The sequence below is a fragment of the Amycolatopsis camponoti genome, assembly GCF_902497555.1.
GTDB classification, from domain to species: Bacteria; Actinomycetota; Actinomycetes; order Mycobacteriales; family Pseudonocardiaceae; genus Amycolatopsis; species Amycolatopsis camponoti.
The window spans coordinates 778,344-797,375 of record NZ_CABVGP010000002.1; the positions used below are offsets into that span (position 1 = coordinate 778,344).

Sequence of the window (19,032 nt, forward strand, 5' to 3'; positions counted from 1 at the left end):
CGATGGCCGGACTGCGCGACAAGCTGCCGCTGTTGCTGGGCGCCAAGACGGCGAAGGCGCTCGCCACGGCGTTGGACATCGAGACGGTCAGCGACCTGCTGCGCCACTACCCGCGCCGCTACGCCGAGCGCGGCGAGCTCACCGACATCGCCGGCCTCGAGCTGGGCGAGCACGCCACGGTGCTGGCGCGCGTGGAAAAGGTGAGCAAGCGCCGGATGAAGTCCCGCAACGGGACCATCCTCGACATGGTGATCACCGACGGCAAGCGCCGGCTCACCTGCGCCTTCTTCAACCAGGCCTGGCGCGAGAAGGACCTCGTGCCCGGCAAGACCGGCCTGTTCGCCGGCAAGGTGTCCGCCTTCCGCGACACCCTGCAGCTGACCAACCCCGAGTACGAGCTGTTCGAGGCCGACCGCGAAGCCGAGGCGATGGACGACTTCCTCGCCGCGATCATCCCGGTCTACCCGGCGGCGCAGGGCATGCCGACGTGGTCGATCGCCAAGTGCGTGCGCCAGGTGCTCGACGTCCTCGAAGTGGACGACGACCCGATGCCGGCCGAGCTGCGGCGGCTGCACAAGCTGTCCGACCTCGACACCGCGCTGCACGGCATCCACCGCCCGGCCAACTGGGCGCACCTGGAGGCGTCGAAGAAGCGGCTCAAGTGGGACGAGGCCATGGCCGTCCAGCTGATCTTCGCGCAGCGGCGCCACTCGGCCATTTCGCGACCGGCGAAGGCGAACCCGCACGTCAGCGGCGGCCTGATGGACGCCTTCGACAAGCGGCTGCCGTTCGACCTGACCGCGGGCCAGCGGGGGATCGGCGAGGAGATCGCCACGGACCTGACCTCCGAGCACCCGATGAACCGGCTGCTGCAGGGCGAGGTCGGCTCCGGCAAGACGATCGTCGCGCTCCGGGCGATGCTGCAGGTCGTCGACAACGGGCGGCAGGCCGCGATGCTGGCCCCGACCGAGGTCCTCGCCGCGCAGCACGCGCGGTCGCTGCGCGAAATGCTCGGCGACCTGGGCCAGGCGGGCGAGCTGGGCGCGGCGGAGAACGCCACCCGCGTGACGCTGCTCACCGGGTCGATGGGCGCGAAGGAGCGCAAGAAGTCCCTCCTGGAGATCGTCAGCGGCGAAGCCGGGATCGTCGTCGGCACGCACGCGCTGATCCAGGACCACGTCGAGTTCGCCGACCTCGGCCTCGCCGTCGTCGACGAGCAGCACCGCTTCGGCGTCGAGCAGCGGGACGCGCTGCGCACCCGCGGCGCCGGCGACACCAGCCCGCACGTCCTCGTCATGACCGCGACGCCGATCCCGCGCACGGTCGCGATGACCGTGTACGGCGACCTGGAGGTGTCCGCGCTGCGCGAGATGCCGGTGGGGCGGTCGCCGATCAAGACCACGGTCGTGCCGGTCGCCGAAAAACCCGCCTGGTTCGACCGGATCTGGCAGCGCGTGCGTGAAGAGGTCGGCAAGGGACACCAGGCGTACGTCGTGTGCCCGCGGATCGGCGACGAGCCGCCGTCGGACAAGAGCGACAAGCGGCCGCCGCTCGCCGTCCTCGACGTCGCGCCCGACCTGGAGCACGGCGCGTTGCAGGGCTTGAAGATCGGCGTGCTGCACGGCCGGATGCCCCCCGACGAGAAGGACGCCGTGATGCGCGCGTTCTCCGCGGCGCAGCTCGACGTCCTCGTGGCCACCACGGTGATCGAGGTCGGCGTCAACGTCCCGAACGCGACCGCGATGGTGATCATGGACGCCGACCGGTTCGGCGTCAGCCAGCTGCACCAGCTGCGCGGCCGCGTCGGCCGGGGCAGCGTCCCGGGCGTCTGCCTGCTGGTCACCGAGGCCCTCGACGGCACGGCGACGCGCGAACGGCTGGCGGCGGTCGAGTCGACGACCGACGGCTTCGAGCTGTCGCAGCTGGACCTGGAGCTGCGCCGCGAGGGCGACATCCTCGGCGCCGCGCAGTCCGGCAAGCGCTCGACGCTGAAGCTGCTGTCGCTGCTGCGGGACGAGGACGTGATCGCCGCGTCGCGGACCAGCGCGCAGGAGATCGTCGAGAAGGACCCGGACCTGAAGAAGTACCGCGGACTGGCGCAGATGGTCGCCGACGTCGTCGACGTCGACCGCGCGGAGTACCTGGAGAAGAGTTGACGATCCGCGACGCGACAGCGGCCGACGCACAGGCGATCGGCGAGGTCCACGTGGCCTCGTGGCAGGCGGCGTACGAGGGGCTGATTCCCGCGGACTTCCTCGCCGGGCTGTCGGCCGAGCCGCGCGCGGCGGCGTGGGCCAGGCAGATCAGGGACGGCGGCCGGGTGCTGGTCGCGGAGGACGACGGCGTCGTCGCGGGGTTCGCCGCCTTCGGGCCCGGGCAGCTCTACGCGCTGTACCTGCTGCCGGAGTTCTGGGGGCGGGGCCTCGGCCGGGCGTTGCACGACCGCGTCGTCGAGGAGCTACCCGGCGACAGCGCCATCCTCTGGGTGCTCTCGACGAACGAGCGCGCGAAGGCCTTCTACGTCCGGCAGGGCTGGGTGGACGACGGCGCCACCCAGACGGAGACGATCGACGAGGGCCGGGTCACGCTGGAGGAACGGCGGTTCCGGCGTTCGCTGCCGTGAACACGCCGGCTTTCGCGGCGGCCGCGGCGGCTTTCGCGGCGAGATCGGCGTCCGACGGCGTCACGCCTTCGCGGGAGACGAACAGGCGGTAGAAGATCGGCCCGCACGCGACCCGCACCACCTCGACGGCGTCCGTGCCGGGTGGGACCTCGCCGCGTTCGACGGCCCGGTCGACGACCACCGCCGAACGCGCGTGGCGGTCGACGTAGAACTCCTGCAGGGCGTCCGCCGCGCGAGTGGAGAGGAAAGCCGCCGAGATCGACGCCGTCGGCAGCTCGCGCTCGCCCGGCGAGGTGAAGTAGTGCACCAGCTCGAGGTTGATCCCGCGCAGGTCGCCTTCGAGGGAACCGGTGTCCGGGGCCGTCCACTCCTGCTCGGTCCCCATCAGCAGGGCGGCCGCGACCAGGCCTTCTGCGGACTCCCACCGGCGGTAGAGCGTCGTCTTGTGCACGCCGGAGCGCTCGGCGACCGCCTCGACAGTCAGCTCCGCGTACCCGCGTTCGCCGAGCAGCTCGAGGGTGGCGTTCAGCGCGGCGAGGCGGGTCCGCTCGGTGCGCCCGCCCGGCCGTCGCGTGCCGGAAATCTCGGTTGCCAACTGCTACTCCTGTTGCGTTAGTGTGCCCAGTATGCCAGAACCGGGGTCGCTCGACGTCACGTCCATCGCCGCGCTGATCGGCGACGCCGAGGTCGTCGCGATCGGCGAGAACAACCACCACATCCGTGAGTTCGGGGTGCTGCGCGACCGCCTCCTCCGCCACCTCGTCACCGAACGCGGGTTCACCGTCCTCGGCTTCGAGGGTGGGTACCCCGAAGGACGCCTGGTCGACGCGTGGCTCCAGGGCGGTCCTGGTGACGTCGCCGACATCGCGCGGGACGGCTTCACGTTCGGCCTCGGCGACTCGGCCGAGGTCCACGGGATGCTGACGTGGCTGCGCGGCCGCGGTGTCCGCTTCCGCGGGGTCGACGTGCCGAGTTCGGCGGGTTCACCGGTGCCCGCGCTGCGAGCGGTCCGCGAAGTCCTGTCGCGGATGGATCCCGCCAACGTGTCCCTTGTGGACACGGCGCTGGCGGCCTGTGAGCCGTACGCGTCGGTGAGCAGCGCGGTCGCGCCGGGGAAGTACCGAGAAATGAGCGTCGCGGCGCGAGACGCGGCGACCACGGCGTTGACCGTCCTCAAAGGACACGTCGAGTCGCTGGCGCCCGGCGCCGCGCACGACGCGGAGGGCGCGCTGCGCGTCGACCTCTACCTGCGTGAGCTGGACGCGCTGATGGCGGGCCGCGCGCCCGAGCCGCAGAGTTCGTCGCGGGACGCGTACATGGCCGCCACCGTGCGGCAGCTGCGTCGCCTGCACCCCGGCGAGAAGATCGTGCTGATGCTCCACAACGGACACCTCCAGCGCGTGCCGTTCTCGCCGACGCCCGGCATGACGGCGCCGTCGGCCGGCACGCTCCTGGCCGCCGAGCTGGGGGAGAAGTACTTCGCTTTGGCGCTCACCGCCGTCTCGGGGACGACGACGGGCCTCGTGCCCGACCCGGCGGCCCGGCTCGGGTTCCGGATGTTCGAGCAGGCCCTCGGGGAACCCGCGGAAGGCGGTGTCGAGGCGGCGCTGGCGTCCGAAGCGCCGTGCGTGGTCGCGCGCCCGGTGGGCTCGAGCATCCGGCACGCGCACATGTCGGTGGCGGTCGACGTCGCGGCCGCTTTCGACGCCGTCGTCTGCCTGAAAGGGCAGGAAACGATTTTCCGCGGCGTCGTCGAATAGGTGTGCCCGTTCGGCTGCTTGCCGTAACGCCGGAGTGGGCGTTTCCTACCGGTATGGCCGGGCGGAGGCGGGCGCTGATCGTCGCCAACGGCGAGTACGACAACGCGGGGCTGCAGCGGCTGGGCTCGCCCGCGGCGGACGCGGACGCCCTCGTGGAGGTGCTGTCCGACCGGGCGATCAGCGACTTCGAGGTCCGCGTGGTCCGCAACGAGACCGCGCACGTCGTGCAGGCGGAGATCGAGGACCTGTGCGCCGAGGGACGTCCCGATGACGTCCTGCTCATGCACTTTTCGTGCCACGGCTTGAAGGACGACTCCGGCGGCCTGTACTTCGCCGCGCGCAACACCCGGCCCGACCGGCTGCGGTCCACGGCCGTGCCCGCGCAGTTCGTGCAGCAGTGCCTCCGGCAGAGCCGCTCGCGCAGCGTCGTCCTGTTGCTGGACTGCTGCTACGGCGGGGCGTTCGGGCAGGGCGTGGCGGTGCGGGCGTCGGGCGACGCGAACGTGCTCGACAGTTTCCGCGGCGGCCGCGGCCGGGCGGTCATCACGGCGTCGAACTCGATCGAGTACGCCTTCGAGGGCGCCCGGCTGGCCGAGGGGCAGCCCGCGCAGCCGTCGGTGTTCACGGCGGCGCTGGTCGAGGGGCTGCGCACGGGGGAGGCCGACCGCGACGAGGACGGCTGGATCGCGCTCGGCGAGCTGTACGAGTACCTGTTCGACCGCGTCCGCGAGCGCAACCCGAAGCAGACCCCGAGCCGCGACATCGAGATGCAGGGCGAGCTGTACCTGGCGAAGAGCAGACGCCGCCGCATCAAGCCGTCCCCGACCCCGGTGGACCTGGCGGCGGCGATCGCGGCGGAGAACCCCTTCACGCGGCTGGGCGCGGTGGCGGAGCTGCGACGCCGGCTGGCGAGCGACAACCTGCCGGTGGCGATGGGCGCGTTCGAGGCCCTGAAGTCCATGGCGGCGACGGACATCCAGCACGTCGCCGCGGCGGCGTCGGACGCTCTGGGTTTCGCGGTGGTGCGGGTGGACGTGCCGTCGGTGCGGCTTTCGGCGCCGGCGGGTTCGCGTGCTTCGGCTTCGCTGCGGGTGTCGGGCCCACCGGTGGCGCGCGAGGTGCGGTTCGAGGCGTCGCACGCGTGGATCGGCGTCGCGCAGACGGCTTCCGGTGCGGAGTTGTCGGTCACGGCGGGGGAGCCGGGGGTGCGGCGCGGGAAGGTCGTGGTGACCGGGCCGACCGGCGATGCCGTGGTGGAGGTGGAGATCGAGGCGGTTCCGGTGGCCGAGCCGGTCGCCGAGCCTGAGTCGGTGGTGGAGGCCGAGCCGGTCGCCCAGCCGGAGTCGGTGGTGGAGGCTGAGCCGGTCGCCGAGCCCGTCGCTGAAGAGGTTGAGCCGGTCGCCTCGGAGCCGGCGCCCGAAGCCGTGGTCACGCCCGAGCCGGTCGTCGAAGCACCCGCGCCGCCCGTCACGGCCGATCCCGAGCCCGAGCCGGCCGCCGAAGAATCTCCGCCTGTCGCACCGGTGCCGAAATCCGAGCCGGCGGCGACCACCGGGGAATCCCCGGCGGACCCGGTCGCCGGCACCGCCGGTGTCACGGCGATCGCGGCGGCCGTCTTCGCCGTGATCGGGCTCGGCCTGAACTATCGCTACGACGAATACACCCTCGGCCAGTACCGGCCCGGCATGCCGTTCTACGTCAGCTTCGTCGTGGCCGGTGCGCTCGTCGGCGGAGTGCTGGTCCTGGCTCCGCGGACGAGGCGGCGGACCGGCCCGGCCGTCCTGGTCGGCACCGGTTTCGCCGCGCTCTTCGGGCTGCTGCGGTTCATCGGCGAGGGGATCACCCTCGGCGCGAACTCGTCGGACACCGAACTGAACGCGGGTTACGTCTTCGAGCTGATCGCGCACGTCGCGGTCGTGGTGGCGGCCCTGCTGGCGCTCGCCGCCCTGCGCCGCAGCCCGGGGCTCGCGTTCGGCGCCGGTGGGGTGCGGGGGTGGCAGCCTTGGGTGGCGATCGCGCTCGCCTGCGTGGTCGCCACCGGCTGGCTCACCCAGCTTGCCGAGCTGGACCACCTCGACCCGAGCGAAGCCGGCCGGGCCACGGCCTACTTCACGCTCGGCCCGCTCGTGGTCGTCCTGCTCGTGATCACCGTGGCGGCCCTGCGCCCGCCGGTGGTCGCGTGTGCCGTGCTGGGCGCCGGGACCGCAGGCCTGGCGGGGGTGCTGGGCCCGACGTATTCGAGCCTCCGGGACAACACATCGCTGACCCTCTTCGGTGAGGTCCTCGCGGGAGTGGGACTCGCCGGGTTGGTGGCGCTCACCGTCGTCTGGGCGCTCCGGCTCCGGAATCAGCCGATCGAGCGACAGCCCTGAGTTGTCGCCCGGGCAACGCCGGGGTACCACGACGATCATGAGGATGCTTCTCGCCGCCGTCGTGGTCGTGCTCGCAGGTCAGACCCCGGCGGCCGCCGCCGGTGGGGTGCAGGCGGACCCGCCCGGCTGGGGGCTCGACCGGATCGACCAGCGCACCGGGCTCGACCACGCCTACCACTACGCGAGCGACGCCTTGGGCGTCACCATCTACGTGATCGACAGCGGCGTCGACGCGAAGCACCCCGACTTCGAGGGCCGGGTCGCGCCCGGGCGGGACTTCCTGAACGGCGGCTCCGACACGGCCGACACCAACGGCCACGGCACGCGCCTCGCCGGGATCGCCGCGGGCAAGGCGTACGGCGTCGCGAAAGGCGCGCAGATCGTGCCGGTGCGGGTGCTCGACAAGGACGGCGGCGGCGCCACCGACCAGATCATCGCGGGCATCGACTGGGTCGCGCAGAACGCGCAGCAGCCGGCGGTCGCCCTCCTCGGCATCGGCGGCGTCCCGAACGACCAGCTCGACGCGGCGGTGAAGCGGCTGGCCGCGGTGGTCCCGGTCGCGGTCCCGGCGGGCAGCGAGACGGCCGACGCGAGCGGCTTTTCCCCGGGCCGGGTCGCCGAAGCGCTGACCGTCGGCGCCACCGACAGCCAGGACCACCCGGACCAGGCGTCGAACTTCGGCCAGGACATCGACCTGTACGCCCCGGGCGTCGACGTCCCGGGTCCGATCGCGGGCGGCACGGGCGCGGGCCCGGACTCGGGTACGTCGATGGCGGCGGCGTTCGCGGCGGGAGTGGCGGCGATCTACCGCGCGCAGCACCCGGAAGCGGCTCCCGACCAGGTGGACCAAGCGCTTGTTCAGGCGGCGACCCCGGACGCGCTCAAAGGGGTGCCGAGCGGCACGGCCAACCGGTTGCTCTACGCGCCTTCAGGGGCCTGAAAACCTGGTTGTCCCCAGGCCGGCTCGATTGTGGACAACCCGGCCGGGCACCCCCGATTTCCGGGGGTCTTCCCGGCCGGGGTCGATACGGTGAGCGCAGTCCGGATCACCGGGCGGGCCTTGGAGGAGGTGCACCGTGCTCGAACCGTCGGCGGAGCGGATCCGGCTCTTCGCGCGCCGAGGAGTCGTCGAGAGGTGCCACCGAGGCCGACCACCCAATCGTCTGGTCCGCATGATGTCCATCACCTGGTACTGAACTCCCGCAGAGCGGGAAGAACCGGGTAACGTGCGTTGACTTACCGATCCATACGGGAAGGACCGGGCAATGTTCCGCAAGGTGCTGGTGGCCAACCGCGGGGAGATCGCGATCCGAGCGTTCCGCGCCGGCTACGAACTGGGCGCGGGGACCGTCGCCGTGTTTCCGCACGAAGACCGCAACTCCCTGCACCGGCTGAAGGCCGACGAGGCGTACGAGATCGGCGAGCCCGGTCATCCCGTGCGTGCCTACCTCTCGGTCGACGAGATCGTCGCCGCCGCGAAGAAGGCGGGGGCCGACGCCGTCTACCCCGGCTACGGCTTCCTCTCCGAGAACCCCGATCTCGCGCGGGCGTGCGAAGAAGCGGGCATCACCTTCGTCGGGCCGAGCGCCGACATCCTCGAGCTCACCGGCAACAAGGCCCGCGCGGTCAAGGCCGCGCGCGAGGCCGGGGTGCCGGTGCTCGGGTCGTCCGAGCCGTCCAGCGACGTCGACGCGCTCGTCGCGGCGGCCGACGACCTGGGCTTCCCCGTCTTCGTGAAGGCCGTCGCCGGTGGTGGCGGGCGCGGGATGCGCCGCGTCGAGGACCCCGCCCAGCTGCGCGAGTCCATCGAGGCCGCCGCGCGCGAGGCCGAGTCCGCCTTCGGCGACCCGACCGTCTTCCTCGAGAAGGCGGTCGTCGAGCCGCGGCACATCGAGGTGCAGATCCTCGCCGACGGCGCGGGCAACATCATCCACCTGTACGAGCGCGACTGCTCGGTGCAGCGGCGCCACCAGAAGGTCGTCGAGCTCGCCCCGGCGCCGAACCTCGACCCCGAACTCCGGATGCGGATCTGCGCGGACGCCGTCAAGTTCGCGAAGCAGATCGGCTACCGCAACGCCGGCACCGTCGAGTTCCTGCTCGACAAGCAGGGCAACCACGTCTTCATCGAGATGAACCCGCGCATCCAGGTCGAGCACACGGTCACCGAAGAGGTCACCGACGTCGATCTCGTGCAGTCGCAGCTGCGGATCGCCTCCGGCGAGACCCTCGACGACCTAGGCCTGAGCCAGGACAAGATCTACCTGCGCGGCGCGGCGCTGCAGTGCCGCATCACCACCGAAGACCCGGCCAACGGTTTCCGCCCGGACACCGGCATGATCTCCGCCTACCGCTCGCCGGGCGGCTCGGGCATCCGGCTCGACGGCGGCACCGCCTTCTCAGGCACCGAGATCAGCGCCCACTTCGACTCGCTGCTGGTGAAGCTCACCTGCCGCGGCCGCGACTTCGAGACCGCCGTCGGGCGTGCGCGCCGCGCCGTCGCCGAGTTCCGGATCCGCGGCGTCTCGACGAACATCCCGTTCCTGCAGGCGGTCCTGGACGACCCGGACTTCCGCGCCGGACGCGTCACGACGTCGTTCATCGAGCAGCGCCCGCAGCTGCTCACCGCGCGGCAGTCCGCCGACCGCGGCACGCGGCTGCTGACCTACCTCGCCGACCAGACGGTCAACAAGCCGCACGGCGAGCGCCCGAAGACCCCCGATGCGACGCTCAAGCTGCCGAAGCTCGCGAAGGACGCCCAGCCGGCCGACGGGTCGAAGCAGAAGCTCGTCGAACTCGGCCCGGTCGGGTTCGCGGAGTGGCTGCGCAAGTCGCCGCACGTCGGCGTCACGGACACGACGTTCCGCGACGCGCACCAGTCGCTGCTCGCCACCCGCGTCCGCACCAAGGACCTCCTGGCGGTCGCGCCGGTCGTCGCGAACACCCTCCCCGGATTGCTGTCGCTCGAGTGCTGGGGCGGCGCGACCTACGACGTCGCGCTGCGGTTCCTCGCCGAGGACCCGTGGGAGCGCCTCGCCGCGCTGCGCGAAGCCGTGCCGAACATCTGCCTGCAGATGCTGCTGCGCGGGCGCAACACCGTCGGGTACACGCCTTACCCGACCGAGGTGACGCACTCGTTCGTCCAGGAGGCGACGAAGACCGGCATCGACATCTTCCGGATCTTCGACGCGCTCAACGACGTCGAGCAGATGCGCCCGGCCATCGAAGCCGTGCGCGAGACCGGGTCCGCGGTCGCCGAGGTGGCGCTCTGCTACACCTCGGACCTGTCCGACCCGGGCGAGAAGCTCTACACGCTCGACTACTACCTCAAGCTGGCCGAGCAGATCGTCGGCGCCGGGGCGCACGTCCTGGCGATCAAGGACATGGCCGGGCTGCTGCGCGCGCCCGCGGCGACCAGGCTGGTCACCGCGCTGCGCAAGGAGTTCGACCTGCCGGTGCACATCCACACCCACGACACCGCGGGCGGCCAGCTGGCCACCTACCTCGCGGCGATCAACGCGGGCGCGGACGCCGTCGACGGCGCGGTGTCGTCGATGGCGGGCACGACGTCGCAGCCGTCATTGTCGTCGATCGTGGCGGCCACCGACCACTCCGACCGCACGACCGGGCTCGACCTGGACGCGATCGGTGAGCTGGAGCCGTACTGGGAGAGCGTGCGCAAGATCTACGCGCCGTTCGAGGCCGGGCTGGCCTCGCCCACCGGGCGCGTCTACCACCACGAGATCCCCGGCGGGCAGCTGTCGAACCTGCGCACGCAGGCCATCGCGCTGGGCCTGGGCGACCGGTTCGAGGACATCGAGGCGATGTACGCGGCCGCCGACAAGATCCTCGGGCACCTGGTGAAGGTGACGCCGTCGTCGAAGGTCGTCGGCGACCTCGCGCTGCACCTGGTCGGCGCGGGCGTCTCCCCGGCCGACTTCGAGGCGGAGCCGAACAAGTTCGACATCCCCGACTCGGTGATCGGTTTCCTGCGCGGCGAGCTCGGCGACCCGCCGGGCGGCTGGCCGGAGCCGTTCCGCACCAAGGCCCTCGAAGGCCGTGCCGCCGCGAAGCCGGTCGCCGAACTGTCCGAAGAGGACCGCACGGCCCTTGCGGAACACCCCCGCAAGACGCTCAACCGGCTGCTGTTCCCGGCGCCCACCAAGGAGTTCGAGGCGCACCGCGAGGCCTACGGCGACACGTCCGTGCTGCCCAGCAAGGACTTCTTCTACGGCCTGCGGCCGGGGGAGGAGTACCAGGTCGACCTCGAGCCGGGCGTGCGCCTGCTCATCGAGCTGGAGGCGATCGGCGAGGCCGACGAGCGCGGCGTGCGCACGGTGATGTCGACGCTCAACGGCCAGCTGCGCCCGATCCAGATCCGCGACCGCTCGATCGCCTCGGACATCCCGGCGACCGAGAAGGCGGAGAAGGGCAACCCGAAGCAGGTCGCGGCGCCGTTCGCCGGCGTGGTGACGTTGCAGGTTTCGGAGGGTGACACGGTCGAGGCCGGCGCGACGGTCGCGACGATCGAGGCCATGAAGATGGAGGCCTCGATCACCGCTTCCGCCGGGGGCAAGGTCGGCAGGCTGGCGATCAACTCCGTCCAGCAGGTCGAGGGCGGCGACCTCCTGCTCGTCCTGGAATGACGCTGATCACCGCGGTCCCGCAGCGCCAAGGCGCGGTGGGACCGCGGGCGGCGGAGCTGCCGGACGGCTGCCTGGCGCTCGCGGAGCTGGCCGGGCACGTGCTCGGTTCGCCCGTCCACCACGTCCGGCAGACCCGCGAAGTGTCCGAAATGGACCGCGGGATCGCGTCGCGCGCGGTGCTGACGGGCCCGAACCGCGCGGCGCAGCTGGCGGCGCTGGAGGCCCCGGGCGGCCCGGTCCTGACGATCGGCGGCGACTGCGGGGTCGAGCTGATCCCGATCGGGGTGGCCAGGTTCCGGCACGGACCGGGCTTGGGCGTCGCGTGGTTCGACGCGCACGCCGACCTGAACACGGCGGCGACGTCCCCGTCGGGGGCGTTCCACGGGATGGTGCTGCGGTCCCTGTTCGGCGAGGGCGACCCGGAGTTCGCGGCTGCCCCGGCGTTGACTCCCGGGAACGTGGTTCTCGCCGGGACGCGCGTGTTCGACCCGGACGAGCGGGCGGCGGTCTCGCGGGGCCTGGCGGTCACGTCGATGGAGGCGCTGGCGGGCGTGGAGAAGCTGTACGTCCACGTGGACCTGGACGTGCTGGACCCCGCGGAGTTCGCGGGCCTGAACTACCCGGAGCCGGACGGCTGGACCATCTCGCGGCTGGTGTCCGAGCTCGACGCCCTGGCCGCGTACGAAGTCGTGGGCGCCGGGATCACCGAGTGCGTGGGGACGTCGCGCGAGGTCGAGGTGCTGGCACCGGTCCTGGCCGCGATCGGCCGCCTGCTCGCCGCTAGCTGACGTCGTAGGCGGCGCGGACCGCGGTCACCGCGGCTTCCACGTCGATGCCGAGGTCACGCGCCCGCGTCGCGTACTCGATCGCCGCGGTGAGGAGCTGCGCCGTCGGGTCCGGGCGGTCCGCGGGGGTCGTGACCACCGTGCCGCGCGCGCGGGCCGTCACCACCCAGCCCGCCGCCTCCAGCTCGCGGTACGCGCGGGCCACCGTTCCGGACGCCAGTCCCAGGTCCCGGGCCAGCTGGCGGATCGGCGGCAGGCGCGTCCCGTCCGGGAGCGCCCCCGCCGTCACCGCGCGGACGATCTGGTCGTGCACCTGCCGCCAGGGCGCCAGGCCGTTTTCGGTGTCGACGACGATCTTCACGCCGGGGCCGGCTGCCGTTTCACCGGTGCGGTCACCGCCAGGAACGCGGCCAGCCCGGCGACGACCGCCAGCAGCGATCCGAGGTTCCCGGCCGGCCAGCCGAGCGCGGCGCAGGCGGCGATGCCGAGGCCGAGCGCGACGCGTCCGCTGCGGCGGCGCAGGGCCAGGTCGGCGCGCTGCTCACCGACCGCCGGACGGCGCACCGTCAGCGCCGTGATCACCCAGCAGACCACCGTGGTGCCCGCCGCGGCCGCCAGCAACGTCCACTGCGCGGTCCAGGCCAGGTGCACGATCGAGCCGGCCGACGCCAGGCCGCTCAGCACCAGTGCCCAGATCGGGACGATGTCGGTCAGCGTCCGCGCGGCCAAGACGGCTTCGCGGCGCGGGGTCCGCGACGGCCGCTGGGCCAGCAGCTCGGCGATCAGGCCGCCGACCAGCAGCGTCGTGATGATCGTGCCCGGCCCGGTGTCGTCGAGCACGGGCGGGATCGCCAGGTAGAGCCACGGGTACCAGAGCCGGCGCCGCTTGAGGTACCGGACGGCGAGCGCCACCTCGCCGGCGTCCGGGTCGGGGACGCCCCAGCGCACGAGCAAGCGCTTTCCGTGCTTCTCGCCCGGCCAGAGCACGATCAGGATCGCCAGCCCGATCAGGCCGCTCAAGAGCCCGACGGCGAGCACGTTGTCCCACGGCATGCGAACCTCCTCGCTTGTATCAACCACATGATACAAGCGATCGGGGTGGCGTGCGCGACGGGTTCCGGGTTCGCCCGTTCGTACGTACAATCGTGAGCAGTCGGCGGGGTGGTTGTCAGCGTTCCGCAGCTGCGCCTCGTGAACTTGTCACGAAGATGACAAGAAATCGGTTTCCCTTCGAAGGTGTGACACGTTCCGGACTAGTTTTTCGATGTGTCCGGTGTCACCCCGCACCAGGTGGGGTGCACGGGCCGGGGTCCCGGGGCGGAGCGAAGGAGCTGCGATGTCGGTGGAGCGCGGATTCGATCACGCTGCGCCGCCACCCGCCGCACTACCCCGCAAGCTCGCCGACATCCTGCGTCCCGAACTGGCCAGCCTCGCGGCCGAGATCGTCGACGAGATCCGCGCGACCATCCCGGCTTACGCCCGCCCGCTCGACGGCCCCTACGGCAAGTCGATCCGGGCCGGCGTCGAGTACGCGATCACGTTGTTCGTGGCGCAGATCGCCGACCCGACGGTGTCCAAAGAGCAGTCCCACGAAGTGCACCACCGGCTGGGGCAGAACGAAATGCGCGAGGGGCGCAGCCTCGACACGCTGCAGTCGGCGTACCGGGTCGGCGCGCGCGTGTCGTGGCGGCGGATCATGCGCGTCGGGCGGCGGAGCGGGCTTTCGTCGGCGGTGATGTCCCAGCTGGCCGACGCGATGCTGGCGTTCATGGACGAGCTCGCCTCCGTCGCGCTCGACGGCTACCTGGAAGCGAAGGCGCGCACGGCGGGAGCGCTCGACACGTGGCGCCGCAAGCTGCTGCACCTCATCCTCGAGACCCCACCCGCGTCCCCCAAGGCGATCGCCGAGCTGGCCCAGCTGATCGGCTGGCCGGTGCCGACCGACGCGACGCCGGTGGCGGTCTGCCCGGCCGACGGCGTCGCCCCGGCCCGCCGCCACGCCGGGCTGGACGCGGACATCCTCGCCGAGCTCGACACGCCCGACCCGAAGCTGGTGGTCCCGGGCGAGCTCGGCGGCGCCCGCCTGGCGACGCTGCAGGTGGCCCTGCCGGACTGCCGGCTCTCGATCGGCCCGTCCGTCCCGCTCGCGTCGGTGGCGGATTCCCTGCGCTGGGCCCGGAACGCGCTGCACCTGGCCGAGCGGGGCGTGCTGGTGCCGCGCCCGGTGCTGCGGGCGGAGGAGCACCTGGCGACGCTGCTGGTCAACTCCGACACGGGACTGGTCGGCACGCTGCGGCACCGCCTGTTCGCGCCGCTGGCGGACATGACGGGCAAGCAGCAGGAGCGGCTGCTGGAGACGCTGCGGGCGTGGCTCGACAGCCAGGGCAACGTGGTGGAGATCGCGGAGCGCCTGGGCGTCCACCCCCAGACGGTCCGCTACCGCATGAGGCAGCTCCAGGCGACGTTCGGCGACAGCCTCCGCGACCCGGCGGCGCGCTTCGAGATGGAGCTGGCGTTGCGCGCGGGCGCGGCACCGTTGCCGTTGCGCTACCCGGTGAGCGAGCTGCTGCCGTCCCAGCGCGCCGGGGTCACGCGTCCACAGTGGACGTCCAGCTAGCCCTGGGTTCGCGTCGGCCCTGAATGACTGAAGGGTCCTTTCCTCCCGGGTGAGGAGAGGAAAGGACCCATCGCGCCGTCGCCCCGTCAGTGCGGGTGCTTGGCCACCGCTTTCTTCGCGGCCGAGACCGCCGGGTCCGGCGGGGGCCCATCGGACCCCGGCGGGCACTGGGTGTGGTCCGGTTCGGTGCACACGATCAGGTTGTACGTGTCGACGAACGCCTGGTTGCCCGGGCCCGAGCCCATCCCGGACAGCAGCGGGTCCAGGTCTTGGCCGCCGGCGCCGCAGCCGGTGAACTTCGGCAGCTCGAAGCCGGTCTTCTCGTCGGTCCGGATGTGCCCGACGCCGAACGCTTCGTACGGGCCGTTCAGCGTGAGGGTCACCTTGTCCGCCGTCACGCAGTCGGGGCCCAGGTCCAGCGGGACGCCGTTGACCTTCGCGTTGCTCAGCCGGGCCATCACCTGCAGCGTCGTGTTCAGGAACGTGGCCCCGGTGTCCGGGTCGGTGGTGATCTTGCCGGCGATCTCGATGACCTTGCTGTTCCGGTAGTCGACCGGCAGGAACTCGACGGTCGCCGTCACCGGCACGAAACCGAAGCCGAGGAAGGACGTCGTCGCCGGGTTGAAGGTGGTCGACCCGGTGACCCGCGAGGTGCCGTCGACCAGGTTGAGGATGAACAGCCCGTTGAACAGGAACGCCGGATCGGCGGTGACGGTCGCGCCGAGCTTCCGGACCGTCGACTTCGTCATGATCGTGACCAGGCTCAGCGGTACCGCGAACTCGTCTTCGGTCGGGGGATCGCCCGGCCCGGGCGCGTCGGCGGCCGCGGCCAGCTGCTTCTGCTTGGTGCCCGGCACCGTCTTCGGCAGGACGAGCACCTTGCCCAGCGTCGTCTGCTGGTCGGGGTCGAGGGTGCACGCGATCCGGGGCACCGGCTGCGTGGCCGCGGTGTCCGGCGGCGGCACGGCCTCGAGCGACAGCGTCGGCGCGGTGACGTCGAAGGTGACGGCGCCGACGGTGTTCAGGGCGATCTCCGGCACGGTGCCGGTGGCCGTCAGCGTGACGTCACCGGTCTCCGGCAGCGGGGTGGCCGGGACGGTCAGGTCGACCGGCACCTTGTCCGCCTTATCGTCCTGGCGCACGGAAAGGTCGACGTGCACGCCGCCGCGCAGCGAGCCGGCGGTGGCGCCTTCGGGGAGGTAGGAGAGCGCGACGTCGCGGGGGAGCGTGAGCTTCGCCGAAAACGCGCCGATCTTGGCCGACGTCCCGGTCTTCGCCTGCGCGGGCAGCGTCGCCGCCGTCTCGGCCGTGAGCTTCCGCGCGCCGAGCGGGTCGGCGAACGGGCACGTCACCGAAACCGACGCCGTGGCCTTCGTGTCCGGTGGGACCGCGGGCGCGGGGGCGGCCGAGCCGACCCCGGTCAGCGCGCCGTTCACCGCGGAGAGCAGGCCGACGGCCGCCAGCGCGGAAACGGTGAGGGTGCGGGGCCGGACTCGACGTGGCATCGGGTTCCCTGGGTGCGTTCGGAAGGGACGGGACGTCCCGGTGCGGGCCGGGGGACCGGACCCGCACCGGGAAACCCGGTCAGGAGACGGTGATGCTCGGGCTGAACGCGGTGTTCTGCGCCGGGCTCGTCACCTTGAGGGTGCAGTTCATCGTCCACGGCGCCCAGGCACCGGTGGACTTCTTGTGGAACTCCAGGTTCGCCGACAGCCCGCTCGTCAGCGACAGCGACGCGGATCCGGCCGTGGCCGGCGCGGTCCAGTCGGGGATGCTGGAGGTGGCGACCTGCGAGATGTTCACCGTGATCGGCCCGCCGGTCGGGTAGATCACCTCCGGGATGTTCAGCCCGGTGGCCGCGGGCTGCGACAGCGTGCCCGCGGAGGCGGTAACCGGAACCGTTGCCGTACCCCGGATGCCGTCGTAGCCGACCGCGGTGAGCAGCGCGTGCACCGTGGCGGTGATGGTCGCCGAGCCGCCCACGTTGGCGGGGGTCACGACCGTGCTGGTCGCGACCGAGTCGGGCGCGTCCAGCTGGGCCTTGATCGCGACCGGCTGCGGCGAGATGCCGGGGAAGGTGCAGTTGTAGGTGAGCCCCGCCGTGCCGCCGGCGGTGTAGGTGACCGTGGCGGCGGCCGCGGTGCCCGCGGTCAGCACCGCGATGGCGCCGATCGCGGTAGCGGTGGTGGCGATGCCGGCGGACAGCCTGCTGAGTCGGGACATACCTGTCATCTCCTTTGATTCAGTTCAGTCTCGGCTTTGGCTGATCGATTGCTCGCCGCCGTGAGCCCCCATCGCGTTCACCGTCCCCTTTGCCCCGGGCGGCGGGTCGCGATTTCATCGGCGTGCGAGGTGGAGGTCCATCTGCCGAAATCGAGGCTACTCGCCAGTTCAGTAAGGAACAAGACTTCGCGGCGGCGCGGGTGAGGCGGCGTTCGGCGGTATCGGTTTCTTGTGCGCGACGGCGTAGGCTGACGGCCGGACTTGGCGGATTTTGACAAAGAACGGCCGACGCGGCGAAGTGCCGCGTGCACCGGTCTACCATTTGTGATCTTGCCGAAGCAATCCCGGATAACGAAACCGGAGAAATGAGGCTACCGTGCCGGGTACTTCCCGTTGTGGACGGGTATCACTGAAGGGCGCCGCATTCGCGGTGACGGCGGCGATGGCCGCCTCGGTGTTCGCGCAGCCGGCGTCCGCGGCCACCGTCGGCGGCGTGATCGCCTGGGGCAAGCCGGACTACGACGTCACGATCCCGCCGCCGGACGCGCTGGCCGGCGTCACCGCCGTGTCGGCGGGCAGCACGACCGCGCTGGCGCTCAAGGGCGGCGCGGTCCTCGCGTGGGGCGCGAACAACTGGGGCGCCAACGAAATCCCGGCCGCGGCGACGTCCGGGGTCAGCCAGATCGCGTCGGGCTGGGGCCACGAGCTGGCCCTCAAGAACGGCAAGGTCCTGGCCTGGGGAAACAACTGGTACGGCCAGACGACGCTGCCCGCGTCGGTGGCGAGCGGGGTGATCGCGATCTCGACGTCCAACATGCACAGCCTGGCGCTGAAGCAGGGCGGGCTGGTGGTGAGCTGGGGTTCGCGGACCGACGTGCCGGCGGCCGCGCAGTCCGGCGTGACCGCGATTTCCGCTGGGGGAGACCACAACCTGGCGCTCAAGAACGGCGGCGTGCTGGCCTGGGGGAGCAACACCTACGGGCAGACGACCGTGCCGGCCGGGCTTTCTTCGGGCGTCACGGCGGTTTCCGCCGGCTTCTACCACAGCCTGGCGCTCAAGGGCGGCCGCGTCTACGCCTGGGGCCGCGACAGTCTCCACCAGACCGAGGTGCCGCCGGAGGCGCTGTCGGACGTTGTCAGCGTCGACGCCGGGTTCAACCACAACGTCGCGCTCAAGGCCGACGGCTCGGTGGTGACCTGGGGCTCGAACCTCGTCGGCGAGTCGTACTTCCCCTGGTGCGGGCCGGTTTTCGCGGTTTCGGCCGGGGACAACGACAGCTTCGCGCTGAAGGAAGATCCGGCCGCCCCCTGCTGACAGCCGCGGGTGGCGGGCACTCGGCCCGCCACCCGCGTCACGTCACTTCAGGGTGGCGTCGCTGGCCAGGTCGAGCGAAATGGTGTTGCCCGGCCCCGAAACCAGGGCGCCGAGCGCGATGTCGGCGACGAAGCAGTTGGTGAACTCGGGGATCGTGTAGGTGCCGGTGACCGTGATGGCCGGCGCGGTGATGTCGATGTCCTGCGCGGACAGCGTGAGGTCGAGCGGGGTCTTCGTCTTGCAGCTGCCCGGGACGGTCGGCAGCGGGAAGATCGGGATGATCGGGCCGGCCCAGATGTCGTAGATCTCCATGTTGGCCTTGGCCTTGGTGACGAGGTTGCCGTCGGCGATCGTACCGGTGGCCGGGCCGAGCGGGGTCACCTTGACCTTGGCCTTGATCCGGAAGATGCCCGACAGCAGGGAGATGTCGGCCTGCGACGGCGGCAGCGCGAGGTCCGCGCTGAGCCCGACCGAGCCGGTCTGGTCGTCGATCAGCAGGTTGCCCTTGAGCGAGCCGGGGCCGAGCGCCATGGCGCTGCCGGTCTTCTTCACCGTGGTGCTGCCGGTGACCTTGTAGGACACGGGGATCGGGATGACGTCGGCCGAGGCCGGGGTCACCACGACCCCGGTCAGCACGACGGCCGCCGCCGACGTGAGCACGGCCATTCTCCTCAGCTGCGTTGCCACGGACATG

15 protein-coding genes are annotated in these 19,032 nt (G+C 71.8%); 9 read left to right on the forward strand and 6 right to left on the reverse strand.

What is annotated here, in order from left to right; genetic code table 11:
* Window positions 1-2 precede the first annotated feature (2 nt).
* Together recG and AA23TX_RS24180 are read left to right on the forward strand one after the other, a co-directional pair.
* Window positions 3-2,156, forward strand: a complete 2,154-nt coding sequence (gene recG / locus AA23TX_RS24175; protein ID WP_155545144.1) for an ATP-dependent DNA helicase RecG — start codon at window positions 3-5, stop codon at window positions 2,154-2,156.
* Window positions 2,153-2,623 (forward strand): GNAT family N-acetyltransferase, encoded by a 471-nt coding sequence (locus AA23TX_RS24180; RefSeq protein WP_155545145.1) that lies wholly within the window; start codon window positions 2,153-2,155, stop codon window positions 2,621-2,623. Before recG ends, AA23TX_RS24180 begins: the two co-directional genes overlap by 4 nt.
* Here the strand turns inward: AA23TX_RS24180 and AA23TX_RS24185 are convergent.
* Window positions 2,583-3,218: a TetR/AcrR family transcriptional regulator gene (locus tag AA23TX_RS24185; RefSeq protein ID WP_155545146.1), complete on the reverse strand. Its 636-nt coding sequence runs from the start codon at window positions 3,216-3,218 to the stop codon at window positions 2,583-2,585. The two genes, AA23TX_RS24180 and AA23TX_RS24185, sit on opposite strands and share 41 nt — an antisense overlap.
* Window positions 3,219-3,249: 31 nt before the next feature.
* Here AA23TX_RS24185 and AA23TX_RS24190 point away from each other — a divergent pair, with 31 nt between their 5' ends.
* The 5 genes from AA23TX_RS24190 (at window position 3,250) to AA23TX_RS24210 (ending at window position 12,186) form a co-directional block, all read left to right on the forward strand.
* Entirely contained in the window at window positions 3,250-4,383 is a 1,134-nt protein-coding gene (locus tag AA23TX_RS24190; protein ID WP_155545147.1) for an erythromycin esterase family protein, read from the forward strand.
* A gap of 53 nt (window positions 4,384-4,436) precedes the next feature.
* Window positions 4,437-6,755, forward strand: coding sequence for a caspase family protein (locus AA23TX_RS50795; RefSeq protein WP_196425506.1), 2,319 nt, complete (start codon window positions 4,437-4,439; stop codon window positions 6,753-6,755).
* Between the two features lie 37 nt (window positions 6,756-6,792).
* Entirely contained in the window at window positions 6,793-7,695 is a 903-nt protein-coding gene (locus AA23TX_RS24200; RefSeq protein WP_439328775.1) for a S8 family peptidase, read from the forward strand.
* Between the two features lie 325 nt (window positions 7,696-8,020).
* Entirely contained in the window at window positions 8,021-11,398 is a 3,378-nt protein-coding gene (locus AA23TX_RS24205) for a pyruvate carboxylase (protein ID WP_155545148.1), read from the forward strand.
* Entirely contained in the window at window positions 11,395-12,186 is a 792-nt protein-coding gene (locus AA23TX_RS24210) for an arginase family protein (protein WP_155545149.1), read from the forward strand. The genes AA23TX_RS24205 and AA23TX_RS24210 overlap by 4 nt, the downstream gene beginning before the upstream one ends.
* On the opposite strand, the gene AA23TX_RS24215 is transcribed toward AA23TX_RS24210, so the two are convergent.
* Complete coding sequence (locus AA23TX_RS24215) at window positions 12,179-12,544, reverse strand: GntR family transcriptional regulator (protein WP_155545150.1); 366 nt, start codon at window positions 12,542-12,544, stop codon at window positions 12,179-12,181. The two genes, AA23TX_RS24210 and AA23TX_RS24215, sit on opposite strands and share 8 nt — an antisense overlap.
* Window positions 12,541-13,236: a hypothetical protein gene (locus AA23TX_RS24220; protein WP_155545151.1), complete on the reverse strand. Its 696-nt coding sequence runs from the start codon at window positions 13,234-13,236 to the stop codon at window positions 12,541-12,543. Before AA23TX_RS24220 ends, AA23TX_RS24215 begins: the two co-directional genes overlap by 4 nt.
* Before the next feature lie 283 nt (window positions 13,237-13,519).
* Here AA23TX_RS24220 and AA23TX_RS24225 point away from each other — a divergent pair, with 283 nt between their 5' ends.
* Window positions 13,520-14,800 carry a PucR family transcriptional regulator gene (locus tag AA23TX_RS24225; protein WP_155545152.1) on the forward strand — a complete coding sequence of 427 codons (1,281 nt, stop codon included), beginning with the start codon at window positions 13,520-13,522 and terminating at the stop codon, window positions 14,798-14,800.
* An 86-nt stretch (window positions 14,801-14,886) separates the two neighbouring features.
* Here AA23TX_RS24225 and AA23TX_RS24230 read toward each other — a convergent pair whose 3' ends face one another.
* The gene (locus AA23TX_RS24230) at window positions 14,887-16,305 is read right to left on the reverse strand and encodes a DUF6801 domain-containing protein (RefSeq protein ID WP_155545153.1); all 1,419 of its coding nucleotides are present in this window, start codon (window positions 16,303-16,305) and stop codon (window positions 14,887-14,889) included.
* A gap of 79 nt (window positions 16,306-16,384) precedes the next feature.
* Window positions 16,385-17,023, reverse strand: coding sequence for a DUF6801 domain-containing protein (locus AA23TX_RS24235; RefSeq protein WP_155545154.1), 639 nt, complete (start codon window positions 17,021-17,023; stop codon window positions 16,385-16,387).
* Window positions 17,024-17,465: 442 nt separating this feature from the next.
* Between AA23TX_RS24235 and AA23TX_RS24240 the strand changes: the two genes are divergently transcribed.
* Window positions 17,466-18,338 carry an RCC1 domain-containing protein gene (locus AA23TX_RS24240; protein ID WP_155545155.1) on the forward strand — a complete coding sequence of 291 codons (873 nt, stop codon included), beginning with the start codon at window positions 17,466-17,468 and terminating at the stop codon, window positions 18,336-18,338.
* A gap of 42 nt (window positions 18,339-18,380) precedes the next feature.
* Here the strand turns inward: AA23TX_RS24240 and AA23TX_RS24245 are convergent, their stop codons facing one another.
* On the reverse strand, window positions 18,381-19,031 hold the full coding sequence (locus AA23TX_RS24245) for a hypothetical protein (RefSeq protein WP_155545156.1): 651 nt from the start codon (window positions 19,029-19,031) through the stop codon (window positions 18,381-18,383).
* Window position 19,032: the final 1 nt, after the last annotated feature.

Coding starts and splice junctions, on each gene's coding strand:
- recG (WP_155545144.1), top strand. CDS start 3: ATGGCCGGACTGCGCGACAAGCTGCCGCTGTTGCTGGGCGCCAAGACG.
- AA23TX_RS24190 (WP_155545147.1), top strand. CDS start 3,250: ATGCCAGAACCGGGGTCGCTCGACGTCACGTCCATCGCCGCGCTGATC.
- AA23TX_RS50795 (WP_196425506.1), top strand. CDS start 4,437: ATGGCCGGGCGGAGGCGGGCGCTGATCGTCGCCAACGGCGAGTACGAC.
- AA23TX_RS24200 (WP_439328775.1), top strand. CDS start 6,793: ATGAGGATGCTTCTCGCCGCCGTCGTGGTCGTGCTCGCAGGTCAGACC.
- AA23TX_RS24205 (WP_155545148.1), top strand. CDS start 8,021: ATGTTCCGCAAGGTGCTGGTGGCCAACCGCGGGGAGATCGCGATCCGA.
- AA23TX_RS24210 (WP_155545149.1), top strand. CDS start 11,395: ATGACGCTGATCACCGCGGTCCCGCAGCGCCAAGGCGCGGTGGGACCG.
- AA23TX_RS24220 (WP_155545151.1), bottom strand. CDS start 13,236: ATGCCGTGGGACAACGTGCTCGCCGTCGGGCTCTTGAGCGGCCTGATC.
- AA23TX_RS24225 (WP_155545152.1), top strand. CDS start 13,520: ATGTCGGTGGAGCGCGGATTCGATCACGCTGCGCCGCCACCCGCCGCA.
- AA23TX_RS24230 (WP_155545153.1), bottom strand. CDS start 16,305: ATGCCACGTCGAGTCCGGCCCCGCACCCTCACCGTTTCCGCGCTGGCG.
- AA23TX_RS24235 (WP_155545154.1), bottom strand. CDS start 17,023: ATGTCCCGACTCAGCAGGCTGTCCGCCGGCATCGCCACCACCGCTACC.
- AA23TX_RS24240 (WP_155545155.1), top strand. CDS start 17,466: ATGGCCGCCTCGGTGTTCGCGCAGCCGGCGTCCGCGGCCACCGTCGGC.
- AA23TX_RS24245 (WP_155545156.1), bottom strand. CDS start 19,031: ATGTCCGTGGCAACGCAGCTGAGGAGAATGGCCGTGCTCACGTCGGCG.